The sequence below is a fragment of the Pallidibacillus thermolactis genome, from assembly GCF_025660415.1.
GTDB classification, from domain to species: domain Bacteria; phylum Bacillota; class Bacilli; order Bacillales; family Caldibacillaceae; genus Pallidibacillus; species Pallidibacillus thermolactis.
Genome location: NZ_JAOUSE010000014.1, coordinates 41,874 through 56,840, shown reverse-complemented (window position 1 = coordinate 56,840; position 14,967 = coordinate 41,874). Strand labels below are relative to the sequence as shown.

Genomic DNA, 14,967 nt, shown 5'->3' with positions numbered 1-14,967 from the left:
CCAGTGATGGAGATGTATTTTAATAGAATTTGTTGGATAAGAAGGGGAATTTCCAGCCCCTTCCAAATAAGAAGTGTAAAATCTTATTTATCTAAAACTGTTAATTATATTTTATCGGTTAGATCTATTTGCAATTTTTATAACTTATAATTATTTTATATAGAAAGTATCGCCAAAATTTGATAAATTTCTTATAGATGTTTTAAAATAATATTTCTCTTAGACAATAATCATATCATAAAACTTATAAAAGGAGCGGATAGATACAATTGAAAAAATTTCATTTCTCTACTACGTTTTTTATTGCAATTCTGCTTATTTTCGTATTCATTCCGAAAGATGCCGATGCAAATACTAACAAGGATTTATTTGAAGACTCTGAACAGGAACAGATAAATGGAAAATATGTTATTGATTCAGATGGGATAAACGCGGAAATTCCTCTGTATTTACATGAATCAGAAAATAGTGAAGTCATCGCAAAAATACCAATCGGAAGCTACGTAATAGTTACAGAGACTGGAGAAAATTTTAGTCAAGTTCATTTCATAGATAGTGATACTAAAGAAGAATTTATAGGATTCATAAAAAATAACAATCTAGAAGAGATATCTTTAGATGAAGAGTCAAAACAAGAAGAAAATCTTGAAGAGGAACCACAATCTGATCAAAATATAATTCATGATAATAATAAACATAGTGAGAAAATACAAGAGGATGATTTCCACAAAAAAAGTTCTACAGTCGAAGAAGAAACAGCAGATGCCGTTGAAGAAGAAGCAGCGAATAATATAATTAGTGAAAAAAACGAAAAAAATATATACAATACTATAACAAGTCTTAGTAATAAACCGACTTTAACTGGAGCGGTAATAAAACAAATAACAAATGTATATAGTGAACCAAGCACAAAAGCAAATATTCTCAAAAGTTATGAACTTGGGGCAATATTAAAATATAAAACATTCTCAGATAGTTGGTATATATGTACTATATATATAGAAGGAAAGTCCGTAACTGGATATATTCGTGCTGATGATGTTGAAACAAGTGAGCAAAATCAAAAAAATCTGCGTGGAATCGCTCTAAAGAAACAAACACATGTATACTCAAAGGCATCGACAATTTCTAACGTATTAAAATCTTATTCTGAAGGATCAATTTTAAGTTATAAGAGCTTCACTTCAAATTGGTATGAAGCAACTGTTTATATTAATGGGAAGACACAAAAAGGTTATTTACATAAAAATGATGTAGAAACGAGCGAGTCAGACCAAAATAACTTACGTGGGATTGCTTTAAATAACCCTACCAATGTTTACACAAAAGCTTCTACTAATTCAAGTGTATTAAAGTCTTATACAGAAGGTTCAATTTTAAGTTATAAAAGTTTTACCGAAAATTGGTATGAAGCGACTGTTTATATTAATGGAAAACCACAAATAGGATATATTTACAAGAATGATATTGACTCGGCAAGTACTTCGCAAAAAAGTGAAGAAGGAATTGCATATAATAATCCAACTAATGTTTATACTACAGCATCCAAAAACTCAAAAGTACTTAAATCTTATCCTATTGGAAAAGTGTTAAAATATAAAACATTTACAAATGAATGGTATGAAGCAACAGTTTACATTAATGACAAACCAGTAACTGGATATATACATGTAAATGATGTAGGAAAGGTAGAAAATAGTCCAACTTATAAAGGAATAGCTATAAAAACGACTAATATCTACGAAAAAACAGACACATCGTCAAAGATACTTAAATCTTATCCACAAGGCAAAATTTTAAAATATAAGTTATTTAATCTAAACTGGTACATTGCAACTGTTTATATTAATGGTGTAGCTAAAACTGGATATATTTATGCGAATGATGTTGAAACTGCCTTCTTGGAACAAACTCAGGTACGAGGTATAGGGAAACTAAATCCAACTCCTGTTTATGAACTAGCTAATACAGACTCAAAAGTGTTAAAGACTTATGATCAAGGATCTATTATGAGTTATAAAACATTTTCTCCAAACTGGTACCAAGCAACTATATTTATAAACGGAAAAGGAAAAACTGGTTATATACATAAAAATGATGTAGAAAATAGTGTTTCTGACCAAAAAACAATGATCGGTGTTGTAACTAGTAAAAATGGAGGTATTGTTTACTCAAAGGCAAGTACTCTATCCAAAGTTATAAAATCATATCCAACTTACAGTGTGTTAAGATTTAAAACTTTCACCTCAGATTGGTATGAAGCAGTTGTTACCATAAACGGTAAACAAAAAACGGGTTATATACATAAAAATGATGTAAATATAGGGATTTACAATAAAGTGATCGTGCTTGATGCTGGTCACGGTGGTTATGATGGTGGTGCTAGTGGTAACGGTATTATTGAAAAACAATTAAACCTAGATGTTACTCTTGCTTTGAAAGAAAAACTTGAAAATGCTGGAGCTATCGTCCATTTAACTCGTTCTTCAGATGTTTATATTAGTCTAGATGAGCGAGCAGCATTATCAAAAAAAGTAGGGGCAGATATCTTTGTAAGTATTCATGCAAATTCTGCAACACCAAGTGCACACGGGGCGGAAACTTATTATAGTGGTCAACCATATAATGGAGAAACAAATCCATTCCCAACAGAAAGTATGCTGTTAGCAACATATATTCAAAATCACCTTGTTAGTGAAACGAATATGTATGATCGTAACGCCAAACATGGAGGTTACATTGTACTAAGGAGAAATTCGGTTCCTAGCGCACTTGTTGAACTTGGATTTATTACAAATGCAAGTGATGCTGCAAAAATGAAACAATCAAATTACAAATATCAAGCTGCTGAGGGAATTTATAAAGGTATTTTGGAATACTTTAAATAATTTCTTTTTAAGTGAAAGCTATAATGCTTTCACTTTTATTATTGTTAAATAGTACTCATAGGACATTTAACAGAAGATAAACATAATCCTTGTTATATCGGAGACGAGTGCCTGCAAAATAAAAAGTAATTACCTTATTACATGTTTTATTGCATGTCTAATATTTCTAGCTTTACCATCTCATCATCAGCGAGAAACAGTCAAACGAAAATTTAATTGTTTTTTGATCCATTGTCTTGTTTGATATGTATAATACGTATAGATTTTCTCTAACGTTCCTAACCCTGATAGCTCCGACAACTTCTTTCTTTTATACTGCATATCAACATCCTTCGTCCTTAACCCAATGTATATGGATCGTAAGCGACTCTTGAGTAAATCTCTCTCTGCTTTGTTTTTATATTTGGGAAGTAGCTCTGCAATTTCTTCTGTTAAACGTACATAAGAATCAAAAGACTTTTTATTTGATTCGGCTTGAACTTGTGAAGTCATAATCGAACCCGGTCTGTATCTTCTTTTGTAATAGAAATTTCCATCATACATTGCTCGGTTTGTATTTAGATATATCAGTAATGAAAATAGTTCATCTTCATGCATCATTTTAGGCTTAAACAAAATGTTATTTTCGAGTAACAAATTTCTTTTTATAAGATATAAACATGGGCTTGGAGAAAATCCCTTTATATTTGCTTTTAAAAATTCGTCCTTCTTATATACTCTCCCACTTTCAAAAAACTTGCTGTAATCATATAGGTGCTTGTTAAAATTTTTATATTCAACGCCGTCTAAAAATGGTTCAGCCGCAAATCGAATTAAATCAAGAGAGTATTTTTCCATTGCGGTAACAAGATTGTTAATTGTTTCCCTTTCGATAAAATCATCAGAATCAAGAAAATACACATATTTTCCTTTCGCCAAATGCAATCCTTTATTACGAGCTACTGAGTTTCCTGCGTTTTCCTGATTATGTACGATAATATTATCATATTTTTTTTCATAGTTTTTTAAAATATTTGCACTCCCATCCGTACTACCATCATTGACAGCAATCACTTCAATATTTCTGTATGTTTGGTTAAACACAGAATCTAAACATTCCATTAAATATTGTTCGACATTATAAACCGGTATAATAATAGATACAAGTGGTTCTGTCATCCTGCCCCACCTCCTCTTCTTTTAAAGATTTTCAATAGGTAGCTTAAGTTTCCTGTCAATTTTAATCCAAACAAAAACATGACAAGACTGGCAAACCCTTTTACTATTATGGTTACCCATATAGATACGTTTCCTAAAAAGTATTCAATTAGGACTAACGATATAAGTACTAAAAGTGAAATGATTGATGGACTAATCAGTATTTTGTAGTACTCGATTTGTCTGGCTTGAAACACTTTCTTCATTAATAAATAGTTACATTGAATAAAGTTAATGGCAAAGGAAATGACAAGTCCTAGTGCAACGATCTCAATCTTCCCAAAAAGAATACCGATGACAATACTTGCCACATTTAATATTGTCGATAAAATGCCTGATAATAACATTAAATCTGTTCGGTTCGAAGACTGAAATATTGAACCTGTACTACTTAATATCATCTGTATCCAAATCGATAGTGCAAGAATTTGAAACGTTGGAATACTTCCAGTCCACTGTGAACCAAATAATATTAAAATTACTTCTTCTGCACTTAAAACAAGAAAAACGGTTAAGGGCATGCCCATTAAGGCTAATAATTTAGAAAGCGTCACATAGGTGTCTTTAATTACCGTTTTTTGCTCTTCATATTCAGATAAAACTGGTTGAACGACTGGTGTAATGACACTTGTTAAGATTTGGTTCGGATATAAAGAAAGGGTATAGGCTTTATCGTAGTACCCTAATTGTTTTAATGAAATATATTTACCAATTAATAAGTGATCGAGATTGCGAGAAAAGTAATTCATAATATTAAAGAGGAATTGGTTTTTTGAGAAAGTATAAAGTTCCAATAAACTACTTTTGCGAATTTCTTTCGTTATCCGTAGCCTCGATTTTGTAAACATCATTACAAACATAATGAAGTTCTTCAATATTGTGTTCATTACAAGGGCATAATAACTGAATCCTATGTAAGCCAGAAAAATAGCCACGGTGCCCGCAATCAAACTCGATACGACTTGAGCAATATTGATTTCAAGGAAACGTTTTTGTTTCGCTAAAATTGCTTGAGGAACCATATTCATCCCGGTTGTAAGGAGGGCTATCGACATCGCTAAACTTACGCCAATCAGTTTTGGATTATCATAAAAATTTGCAATAGGTTTAGACATAAAAGCAAAAATGATCGCAATTACAATTGACAGGATGATGGTGAAACTATACACACCATCAATTTGTTTTTTATTTAATGTTTTATTTTGAATGAGTGCAGGACCAATTCCCATATCAACTAACATATTGAAAAAAATAAGAAAGACATTAATAATGGAAACCACACCAAACTCTTCCGGAGTTAACAGCCTCGATAGAACCGCAAGAATAATAAATTGTATAAGAAAATAAGAATAGCGCCCAATGGCACTAATCAAAATCCCCTTTTTTAAGTCGTCATATATTTTACTGATCATTAGTCACTCCCATATGCATACCTGAATACTTCCCACTGTCTCTTACCAATTATTATAAATCTTGTAAACCTAAGATGTTATATTATTTTTTTAAGCTTATAATAATAATGACGTGTCAAAATATTGATGCGATCTTTTCCAGTTCGTTCGCTCATTGTCGAATTGTAAATCGCTAACTTTTCACGGGCAGTCAGCCCTTGATGGTTGATACCTAGTAATATACAGTAATCTAATACTTTTAGAAAATTGTTGTGATTAAACACCCGTTGTTCTAGGTTCCAGTTTTTTATTTTTTCAATAACAGTTTTCAGTTGTTCTAGGCTTTCCACACGACTTCCATAACTTTCGGTAAAAAAATTATTAAAAGTCTGTTTTTCCTCAACCGTTAATGGAATTTGATAAAAATCAATTAAATCATTATGGATCCGATCTATAAGCTGTTTTCTTTTTTCAGCCTTTTCAAGGTTTGATTTTTTTGAAATATTTTCATGACCAAACCGATAGTAAATCAAAAACTCTGGTAAAATAGTAATATTTCCAACCTTTATCAGTTGAGACCACATTTGATAATCTTGAGCAACAAAAAAATCTAGGTGATATGTTAAGTTGTGCTCTTGGAATGTTTTTTTCCGGATTGTTACTGATGGATTAGCTATTGGATTATAAAATAACAACATCATTTTTAATTGTTCTGGTGCAGTAAAGGGTGTCGTAATTTCTTTTTCTGCTCCTTCACCGAATTTATAATAAAAACTTCCAACGGCATCAATCCCCTTATTATTTTCTAAATAGGTAACTTGTCTTTCAATGCGGTTGCTACAAGCGATATCATCAGCATCCATAATCGCGATATAGTCTCCCCTTGCCTCCTGCAGACCGACATTTCTAGTATAAGGAATCCCCATGTTTTTCTCATTTTGAATGAGACGTATTCTTTGATCCTGATACTGTTGTATAATTTCAATCGAACGATCGGTTGAACCATCATCAACAATCAATACTTCTAAATTTTTATACGTTTGATTCAGAATACTGTCGATCGTTTCAGAAATATATTGCTCACTATTATATACAGGTATAAAAACTGTAACAAATGGATTAGACACGTTTCCACCTCAATTTCTCCATAAAACCACTTAATTAACTAGTTTTTTTATATGTTTTCCGAACACTATTGGCGAAAGATTCCAATGAGAAATTTGTACGAGCATGTAAATAAAGATTCTCACCCATTTCTTTTAACTTTCCTTTTTGCTTCAGTTCGTATAAATCCGATATTTGTTTCACTAAGTTTTCAACATCACCCACATTGATGATGCGTCCATAATTTTCATTCGGAATGAGCGATTGAATGCCACCAACATCAGTGGTAACAACTGTCCTTTTTGCCCTTGCCGCTTCTAATAATACTAGAGGAAAGCTTTCACTTTTTGACGTTAACAATGAAATATCACATAACTCGAGTAATTCTGGTATATCTTTACGATATCCTAAAAATTTTACATTTTTTGTCAAGCCTTTTTCTTTAACCATAGATTGCAATTCATCCATACGAGACCCATCACCAATTAAAACAAGTTGGAACTTGCTAGACAATTTGACTAACTGTTCCATTGCCTCAATAGCTGTTTCGTGATGTTTCACCGGTTCCAGTCTTGCCACCATCATGATGACAAAATCATCTTTGGAAAGTTGAAACTCTTCACGAGAGTAAGCCCGTTTCGGACATACATTAAAATCAATTCCATTTAATATAGTACAAATTTTCTTTTTATCTGCACCTAATTTAATTAAATTCGTACGGAAACGCTCGGATATTGCCAAGATTTGATCTGCAGATTTGATAGCAAACACGTTTAAACGGGTAAAAAATCTCCCCTTTAAACCATAACCGATAAAATCATCTAGCGGATTACTATGAACCGTCGTATACCAAATGAAATTCACTTTTCTTTTTAGCATATAGGAAATGACATTCGCCCTTGGCCCATGCGAATGAATAATATCGATATTATTTTTTATCACATATTGTTTAATTTGATTGATAATTGAAATATCGAATTGATGTTTCTGTTTAAAAATCACAACATGAATGTTTTTTTCACGGGCACGCTTCGCCATCTCACCTTCTGAAAAAAGCCCGAGCGTAATGTTACCAGTCTCTTTTAATTGACCTAGTAAAGACAAAATATGGAACATTCCGCCGCCAGTCTCATTACCTGCATTTAAATGTAAAACATTCATTGTCAACAGATCACCCTTTACTTTCGATTGACTAATACTTTTATAAGAAATTTTGGTAAAACTAACATTCGTTTGAAACGTCTTGGCTCTTGTATTAATCTGTATAACCATTCTAAGTTTAATTTAATCCATATTTCCGGTGCCCGTTTTACTTCACCTGCCCAAACATCAAAGCTCCCACCTAAACCGATAAAAAGTCCTTTACTGAAACGATGCATATGTTTAGTAATCCAATATTCTTGTTTCGGAAATCCTAAGGCAACAAATATGAGATCTGGCTTTAAATCCACAATTTCTGTAACTAGATCTTCATTTTCGATATCAATATAACCATGATGGCGACCAACAATATTGATCTTTGGATGTTTCGCTTTAATATTTTTATATGCTTTTTCTAACGTCGTGTCCTTCGCACCTAGTAAATACACTTTAAGATTTAGTTGTTCAGCCTTATGTAATAGTTTTCCCATTAAGTCAAATCCCGAAACCCTCTCTTTAAGAGGTGTTTTTAATATTTTTGAAGCGATGACAACGCCAATACCATCAGCTGTAATAAAGTCAGCTTTGTTAAGCGTTTCACGATAAACGGGATCTGTATTCGCCTTTGTAACAATTTCTGGGTTTGCTGTGACAACGAATGTTTTTTCTTCGTTTAATAAACGTTCTTCAAAAATTTGTAAAAATTCTTCCATCGAATAGTTATCGAATTTAACATTTTGTACATGTACCGTTTTCAAGTAAATTCCTCCGATAATAGTATAAGAAATCTCTCATATACTATTTTTTATTATAATGGAATGTCATTAATACATTTTTGTAAAAACATTAATTTTTTGTAATTTTTTATAAAGTAGTTAGACTTTCCATTTGAAATAATGTACACTTTTAACTGTTTATAATAAGTAAGTATAACACTTGCCATACTATTTTAAAGAACTACATTTGTTTCCCCTTGGTTTCATTTTGTGTAAAAGGAAATTAAGTCCATGCGAGGTGTCTTTATGTTTCAATCATTCAAATCTTATCCCTTTCATCGGCTCGTAAAACTTTTTATTGTTTTACAACCTATTCTTGATATTTTAACATATTTTTCTATTACGTATTTACAACTCAATGTGACGATTGGAATTCTTATTCGCGTGCTTTTTATGACTGTTTCCATATTTTATATCTTTTTCGGCAATGAACATCGTTATAAAAAAATGGTTACGATTTATTTGTTTGCATTGTTTATCGCGATCGGCATCAGTTTTATTTTAAACTTGTTTACAAAACCATACTTTCATTTCTTCTCAGAAGTTCAATATGTTGTAAAGGCAGTATATTTCCCTACTATGTTCTGTGCTATTATGCTAATGTTCTCTGAACAGTCAAAAAACACAGATCGTAAAAAAGAGCTTCTATCTGCTGTCACCATTGCAATGACAATCACTGCCTTGTCGCTGTTTACTTCAATTATTACAAATACCTCTAGTAATACGTATACATACGTAAAACTTGGATTCACAGGTTGGTTTTTTGCAGGAAACGAATTAAGTGCCATCGTGGCCGTCTGTTTTCCGTTACTGTTTGTGTATTCCATTATACAGACAAAGGCTTGGAAAGATTTCATTTATTGGATACCGACGATATTTTTAGCCGTCTGCGCTCTGTTAATTGGGACTAAAGTCAGCTATCTTGCTATTTTAGCTACCATTATCATTGCAGTCATTTTTACTTTTGTGTATTGGCTGATCAATTTAAAAAACGAGAAGCGAAGGACTATTTACCAACGTACTTTTATTATTTCACTATGTTTAGCCATTTTTTATATTGTGATCACCCCTATCACACCTGCTTATTTAAACTTAACAGGGGACTATCAAACAATTAATGATGCACTGCAAGCAGAAGTAAAAGAACCTGATCTTTCAAATGAAGACGTGATACAAATAGAAAACGATCAAGAAAAAGACCCTTTCCTTCAATCACCGTTGTTGAAAATTTTATTAAGCTCTCGCAACGTTTATTTCGAACAAGTATATACTGATTATGTTCATTCGAGTATGTGGCATAAATTCTTTGGTCTCGGTTACGCAGGCATTTACGAACATAGTCCCAAACTAGTTGAAATGGACTTTTTTGACTTATTCTTTTCCTTCGGAATTATTGGATTTTTGTTACTGATTGTACCGATTATGATTGTGTTCGCTTCAATGATTAAACATATGGTTACCCGTGTTAAAACATTCTTCCAGCCTGAAAACATTTTATTTATCATATCTATTGGACTTGGCCTTGGTGTTGCATTTTTTGCGGGGCATGTATTATATGCACCGGCAGTTAGTATTTACTTAGCGGTAGCTTCTGTACTCCTGATTTACAATTCACAACAGAAACAGTAAATTTTATATCATAAAGAAGGATTGTCTTTGAATTCGTGCTTTTTAAGTACAAATTTCTCAGACAATCCTTCTTGATTATTCTTTAACTAAATAACCTTCTAAAAAAATTGATAAGTGGCTGTTTTCCTCTCCCTACAATTCCAACAACCTCAGCCAATCCATAAACCAAAAACATCCAAATCGAAAATATAATCATGGAATATTCGATGGACGTGCTTGAAAAAATAATCGCTAACAAAGCAAACATGCTACTAATCCCGTATATGATGAGAACCGTGTTTCGGTGACTGAATCCAGCTGCCAAAAGTTGATGGTGAATATGCTTCTTGTCTGGTTTCATAATTTTTTCTCCATTAACCAACCTTCGTATAATGGCAAACAATGTATCAAAAATCGGAAACGCTAACAGAATGATCGGAACAATAAAGCTAAATAGGGTGATTTTTTTAAACAAACCTAATATGGAAATTAACCCAATTGAATAACCGAGAAAAAGCGATCCTGTATCTCCCATATAAATACTGGCAGGGAAAAAATTATGATATAGAAAGCCAATGTTACTTCCAATTAATACAATACATAAACATGCTACAAATAGTTGACCATCCATGATCGCCATAATAAAGATACTAAGCAACGCAATAGCTGAAGTGCCTGAAGCTAAACCATCCAATCCATCGATTAAATTAATTGCATTTATAATACCGATCATCCAAAGAAAAGTAAGGATGATGCTTAATAGGGGGCTTAGTTCAACAATCCCCAAAAATGGAAGTGTAATCTTTTCAATGATAACTCCAGCCAAAATTAAGGAAAGAATGGCTACGAATTGACCAAGTAACTTCATAACAGGTTTTAATGTAAAAATATCGTCTAAAATCCCTGTAATCAAAATGATGGTCGCTCCAACTAAATATGAATAAAAAAAAGGATGGTCTGGTTGTAGATAAAATAAACCTAAGAAAGAACCGAAGGCAATGGCCAGTCCCCCTAATAAAGGCACAGGTTCCTTTTGGATTTTCCTTTGATTCGGTACATCCATGATGTTTAATCTTACAGCGATATATTTAATTAGATAGGCAAGTAAAAATGAAATCACAGTCGACAAAGCAAATGCAATGACAAGATCAAGATAAGATATCATAATAAACCTCTGATGTTTTTTTTACTTATTATTTTGGACAAGGAGGGATCTTTTTATGAAATTTTTAAATGATACAGGTGTAAGTAATTGTCGTAAGACATTTTAAGCGTTCCTACTTTTATATTTGTATGAAAAAACCATCCTTATAACAGGATGGTCGTTAACGCTTCGTATTCTTTTTTCCATCGATCCAGTTCAGTAGTGGTCGATAATTTGAACTAATTAAACCAGTTACTTCAACGATTAATTCAATCGCGATTAACAAGATTACGATTAACACTGATGCACCCCATAGTGTTGCACGAGTAAACAAAATTGCAGCTAAACTAAATAACGCACTTAATAAGTAAATTAATACAACCGCTTGGCGATGAGAAAAGCCCAATCGTAAGATACAATGATGTAGATGGAATTTATCAGGCGCAGATATTGGTTTCTTTTGTACTAGACGGCGAATAATCGCAAACGTTGTATCAATAATTGGAACCGCTAATATGATAATTGGGATTAAAAGTGAGAAAATTGCTGCACTTTTGGTTAGTCCAATCACTGATAGCACACTAATCATATAACCGAGAAACATGGATCCGGTATCACCCATAAAAATTTTCGCCGGATAAAAATTGAAAACTAAGAAACCAAGTGTACTACCTAAAAGGATAAGACCTAATAATGCAATTATCGGATGACCTAAACTTAGCGCAAGAACTGAAATCGTAATTGTTGCGATAGAGGATATACCTGCTGCTAAACCATCTAATCCGTCAATAAAGTTGATCGCATTTGTAATCGCTACGATCCATAAGATCGTAATCGGTATTGCTGTCCAACCAAAGTGAATAATATCACTATTTGGTATAGTAATAAAATCAATTTGGATTCCGCCAATTACCGTTACAGTAGCTGCAATCAGTTGGCCGAAGAATTTGACTGGTGCAGATAATCCTTTCCAATCATCCATTATTCCGACAAATACCATAATTGATGCCCCAAAAAGAATTGGCCATAACTTAAATTGACCCGGTATAAATATGAAATAACCAATCATAAAACTTATAAAAATAGCAAATCCGCCTAAACGGGGCATAATTTTTTGATGAACTTTTCGTTTATTCGGTTTATCTACAGCGCCAATTTTAATGGCAAATTTTTTAACAAAAGGAATTAACAGGAGAGATACAATAAAACTTATTGCGATCGGTAAAATGAATACCATTACTATTGTCCTCCTAAAACTTCTATTTTCTAATAGAATAGAAGTTTTATTATATGTTTTCTAGCAAACAAATCGTACCTTCAAATTTTATTTGAATTCATCATAAGTGATTCAATTCTAAAAATCAAGACAGTTCAAATAAATGTAATATAAAGATTATATTAATAAAATGTAAATTGTATGAATGGCTTATATTTATATTGCCAATGATATTTTATCAATTTAATATTTATCTTAATGTTTTTGAATGAATTAATCAATTTTTTTCACTTTAACACTGATGCATCGTAAATTTACCTATGTTATAATACATTTAATTTAAATTAGATAACAATTTAGTTGAAAGTTTCCGAATTCTTGTTATCCTAATGATTAGACGAAATTTTTGATATTTGGTTACATCATAATTTGTTTTATGGAGGTACATAATGAAAAAAATCAGAAAAGCAATTATTCCTGCAGCAGGGCTTGGTACACGTTTTTTACCAGCAACGAAGGCAATGCCGAAAGAGATGTTACCAATCGTTGATCGACCAACAATTGAATATATTATTGAGGAAGCTGTAGAAGCTGGAATTGAGGACATTATTATTGTCACTGGTAAAGGAAAACGCGCCATCGAAGATCATTTTGACCGTGTACCGGAGTTGGAAAAGAATTTAGAGGATAAAGGAAAATGGGAATTACTTGAAAAAGTAAATTATTCTTCCAATTTAGCGAATATCCACTATATACGTCAAAAGGAACCGAAAGGGCTCGGTCATGCGGTTTGGTGTGCTCGCCACTTTATCGGTGATGAACCATTCGCTGTTTTACTTGGTGATGATATTGTTAAAAGCGAAAAACCTTGTATTAAACAATTAATGGAAAAACACGAGGAAACATATTCTTCGGTTATCGGTGTGCAACAGGTACCCGACCACGAAACACATCGTTACGGCATTATCGATCCACTCTCTAATGAAGATCGACTATATCAAGTACAAAACTTTGTTGAAAAACCTGCACCAGGAACCGCTCCTTCTAATTTAGCCATTATGGGTAGATATATTTTAACCCCACAAATCTTCCAATTTTTAGAAGAGCAAGAAGTTGGTGCCGGCGGCGAAATCCAATTAACCGATGCAATCCAAAAATTGAACCGAATCCAACGCGTATTTGCTTACGATTTTGAAGGCCGTCGTTACGATGTTGGTGAAAAAATCGGTTTTATTAAAACAACAATTGAATTTGCATTAAAAAATGACGAACTACATGATGATGTCTTACACTTTATGAAAGAATTAATTGAACAAGAAGAAAAGCAAAAAGCTGAAGTAAATGAAAAATAAATTTTAAACCACGGGACCTATTGTAAGGTCCCTAACTTTTAGATCTATAACTAAAATATTTCCATCCATTCTTCACGCAAAGATACTTTATTCTATAATAATAAACGATTATAATACTAATGATTAATAGGCAAAATTACCCAAATTATAGAATTCTTCCTTTAAAACCAATAGATAGCAAACCTTTTTGGAATCATATTTAATATAAACAACGCTTGTTTGAATAGATTAACGATTTCCTTGCACATAAGTTCATATGTAGGATAGAATTCTAATATATATAAAGTGAACCTGTAATGATAAGACGTGATTTAGGAGGTTTCATTTTGAAAAACATATACCAACAACAATGGCAATTGTTTAAGCAATCTTATTGGAAAACCTTTGTTAGCCTATTCTTGTTATTTATAATAGCAGCGTTCGTGAGTTATAATTATATGTTAAATAATCAAGCTCTCATGAATGAATTTATGTTACAAATCATGCAAATGTTTGAAGAAACGGAGTTATTAAAACCAGGTACGAGTTCACCAGAACTTGCCTTGGGATTGTTTATAAATAACACAAGAGCATCCTTATTAATTGCTTTGACTGGTTTTATTCCCATTTTCTTACCTGCCCTTTCCATTTTATTTTTTAACGGGGCCATTATGGGTGTACTGTTTGCATTTATGAGTACACATGGTGTTGAAGTGTCCATATTTTCAATGCTCATGACCGGAATCGTTCCCCATGGAGTCTTTGAAATCCCAGCCGTTATATTATCAGGAGCCATTGCTTTTTATTTATCTCTTGGCATATTCCGAAAACTGAACGATCGTCAATATTCATTTAAAACTTGTGTACTTAATGCAGGTAAGACTTTCTTATTTGTCGTTGTGCCGTTACTTATCATTGCGGCCATCGTCGAAGCCTTTATTACACCTTTAATTATGACTTCTACAGTGATTTAAAGAAGTTGAGACAATCGTTCTTTGAGTGATCGCTATAGAATAGATGATATTTCACCTTATAAAAAATCGCCTTGAATATAAAAATCCCGAACCATTCAGGTATCGGGTTTTTTTGTGCAATATTATAGAACGACTTATAGCCATTTTTCAATTGTTTCCAAATGTTAACATCCCCCTTTCAACAACCCACTAAAAAAA

General features: G+C 32.5%; 11 protein-coding genes. 4 read left to right on the top strand and 7 right to left on the bottom strand.

Going from position 1 to position 14,967, the window contains the following annotated elements; genetic code table 11:
• The first annotated feature begins 269 nt into the window (after window positions 1-269).
• Window positions 270-2,888 carry an N-acetylmuramoyl-L-alanine amidase gene (locus OEV82_RS06885; protein WP_263061413.1) on the top strand — a complete coding sequence of 873 codons (2,619 nt, stop codon included), beginning with the start codon at window positions 270-272 and terminating at the stop codon, window positions 2,886-2,888.
• A gap of 186 nt (window positions 2,889-3,074) precedes the next feature.
• Here OEV82_RS06885 and OEV82_RS06880 read toward each other — a convergent pair whose 3' ends face one another.
• From OEV82_RS06880 to OEV82_RS06860, 5 genes are all read right to left on the bottom strand, one after another.
• The gene (locus OEV82_RS06880) at window positions 3,075-4,046 is read right to left on the bottom strand and encodes a glycosyltransferase family 2 protein (protein ID WP_173661734.1); all 972 of its coding nucleotides are present in this window, start codon (window positions 4,044-4,046) and stop codon (window positions 3,075-3,077) included.
• Window positions 4,043-5,497 (bottom strand): lipopolysaccharide biosynthesis protein, encoded by a 1,455-nt coding sequence (locus OEV82_RS06875; RefSeq protein ID WP_263061412.1) that lies wholly within the window; start codon window positions 5,495-5,497, stop codon window positions 4,043-4,045. Before OEV82_RS06875 ends, OEV82_RS06880 begins: the two co-directional genes overlap by 4 nt.
• Window positions 5,498-5,574: 77 nt before the next feature.
• Window positions 5,575-6,603, bottom strand: coding sequence for a glycosyltransferase family 2 protein (locus tag OEV82_RS06870; RefSeq protein WP_263061411.1), 1,029 nt, complete (start codon window positions 6,601-6,603; stop codon window positions 5,575-5,577).
• A 34-nt stretch (window positions 6,604-6,637) separates the two neighbouring features.
• A complete protein-coding gene (locus tag OEV82_RS06865; protein ID WP_263061410.1) occupies window positions 6,638-7,741 on the bottom strand; it encodes a glycosyltransferase family 4 protein in 1,104 nt (367 codons plus the stop codon).
• A gap of 17 nt (window positions 7,742-7,758) precedes the next feature.
• Window positions 7,759-8,478, bottom strand: a complete 720-nt coding sequence (locus tag OEV82_RS06860) for a WecB/TagA/CpsF family glycosyltransferase (RefSeq protein WP_317630454.1) — start codon at window positions 8,476-8,478, stop codon at window positions 7,759-7,761.
• Between the two features lie 264 nt (window positions 8,479-8,742).
• Between OEV82_RS06860 and OEV82_RS06855 the strand changes: the two genes are divergently transcribed.
• Window positions 8,743-10,125, top strand: a complete 1,383-nt coding sequence (locus tag OEV82_RS06855) for an O-antigen ligase family protein (RefSeq protein ID WP_263061409.1) — start codon at window positions 8,743-8,745, stop codon at window positions 10,123-10,125.
• Window positions 10,126-10,207: 82 nt separating this feature from the next.
• Here OEV82_RS06855 and OEV82_RS06850 read toward each other — a convergent pair whose 3' ends face one another.
• Both OEV82_RS06850 and OEV82_RS06845 read right to left on the bottom strand, forming a co-directional pair.
• Window positions 10,208-11,269, bottom strand: a complete 1,062-nt coding sequence (locus OEV82_RS06850) for an MraY family glycosyltransferase (RefSeq protein ID WP_263061408.1) — start codon at window positions 11,267-11,269, stop codon at window positions 10,208-10,210.
• Window positions 11,270-11,429: 160 nt separating this feature from the next.
• Window positions 11,430-12,485: a glycosyltransferase family 4 protein gene (locus OEV82_RS06845; protein ID WP_263061407.1), complete on the bottom strand. Its 1,056-nt coding sequence runs from the start codon at window positions 12,483-12,485 to the stop codon at window positions 11,430-11,432.
• A gap of 428 nt (window positions 12,486-12,913) precedes the next feature.
• Here OEV82_RS06845 and galU point away from each other — a divergent pair, with 428 nt between their 5' ends.
• Window positions 12,914-13,816 carry a UTP--glucose-1-phosphate uridylyltransferase GalU gene (galU, locus tag OEV82_RS06840; RefSeq protein WP_263061406.1) on the top strand — a complete coding sequence of 301 codons (903 nt, stop codon included), beginning with the start codon at window positions 12,914-12,916 and terminating at the stop codon, window positions 13,814-13,816.
• Window positions 13,817-14,142: 326 nt separating this feature from the next.
• Window positions 14,143-14,769 (top strand): stage II sporulation protein M, encoded by a 627-nt coding sequence (locus OEV82_RS06835; protein ID WP_263061405.1) that lies wholly within the window; start codon window positions 14,143-14,145, stop codon window positions 14,767-14,769.
• Window positions 14,770-14,967 lie beyond the last annotated feature (198 nt).

Excerpts from the sequence above, each read along its gene's own strand:
- OEV82_RS06880 (WP_173661734.1), bottom strand. The coding sequence starts at position 4,046 with ATGACAGAACCACTTGTATCTATTATTATACCGGTTTATAATGTCGAA.
- OEV82_RS06875 (WP_263061412.1), bottom strand. The coding sequence starts at position 5,497 with ATGATCAGTAAAATATATGACGACTTAAAAAAGGGGATTTTGATTAGT.
- OEV82_RS06865 (WP_263061410.1), bottom strand. The coding sequence starts at position 7,741 with ATGAATGTTTTACATTTAAATGCAGGTAATGAGACTGGCGGCGGAATG.
- OEV82_RS06855 (WP_263061409.1), top strand. The coding sequence starts at position 8,743 with ATGTTTCAATCATTCAAATCTTATCCCTTTCATCGGCTCGTAAAACTT.
- OEV82_RS06850 (WP_263061408.1), bottom strand. The coding sequence starts at position 11,269 with ATGATATCTTATCTTGATCTTGTCATTGCATTTGCTTTGTCGACTGTG.
- OEV82_RS06845 (WP_263061407.1), bottom strand. The coding sequence starts at position 12,485 with ATGGTATTCATTTTACCGATCGCAATAAGTTTTATTGTATCTCTCCTG.
- galU (WP_263061406.1), top strand. The coding sequence starts at position 12,914 with ATGAAAAAAATCAGAAAAGCAATTATTCCTGCAGCAGGGCTTGGTACA.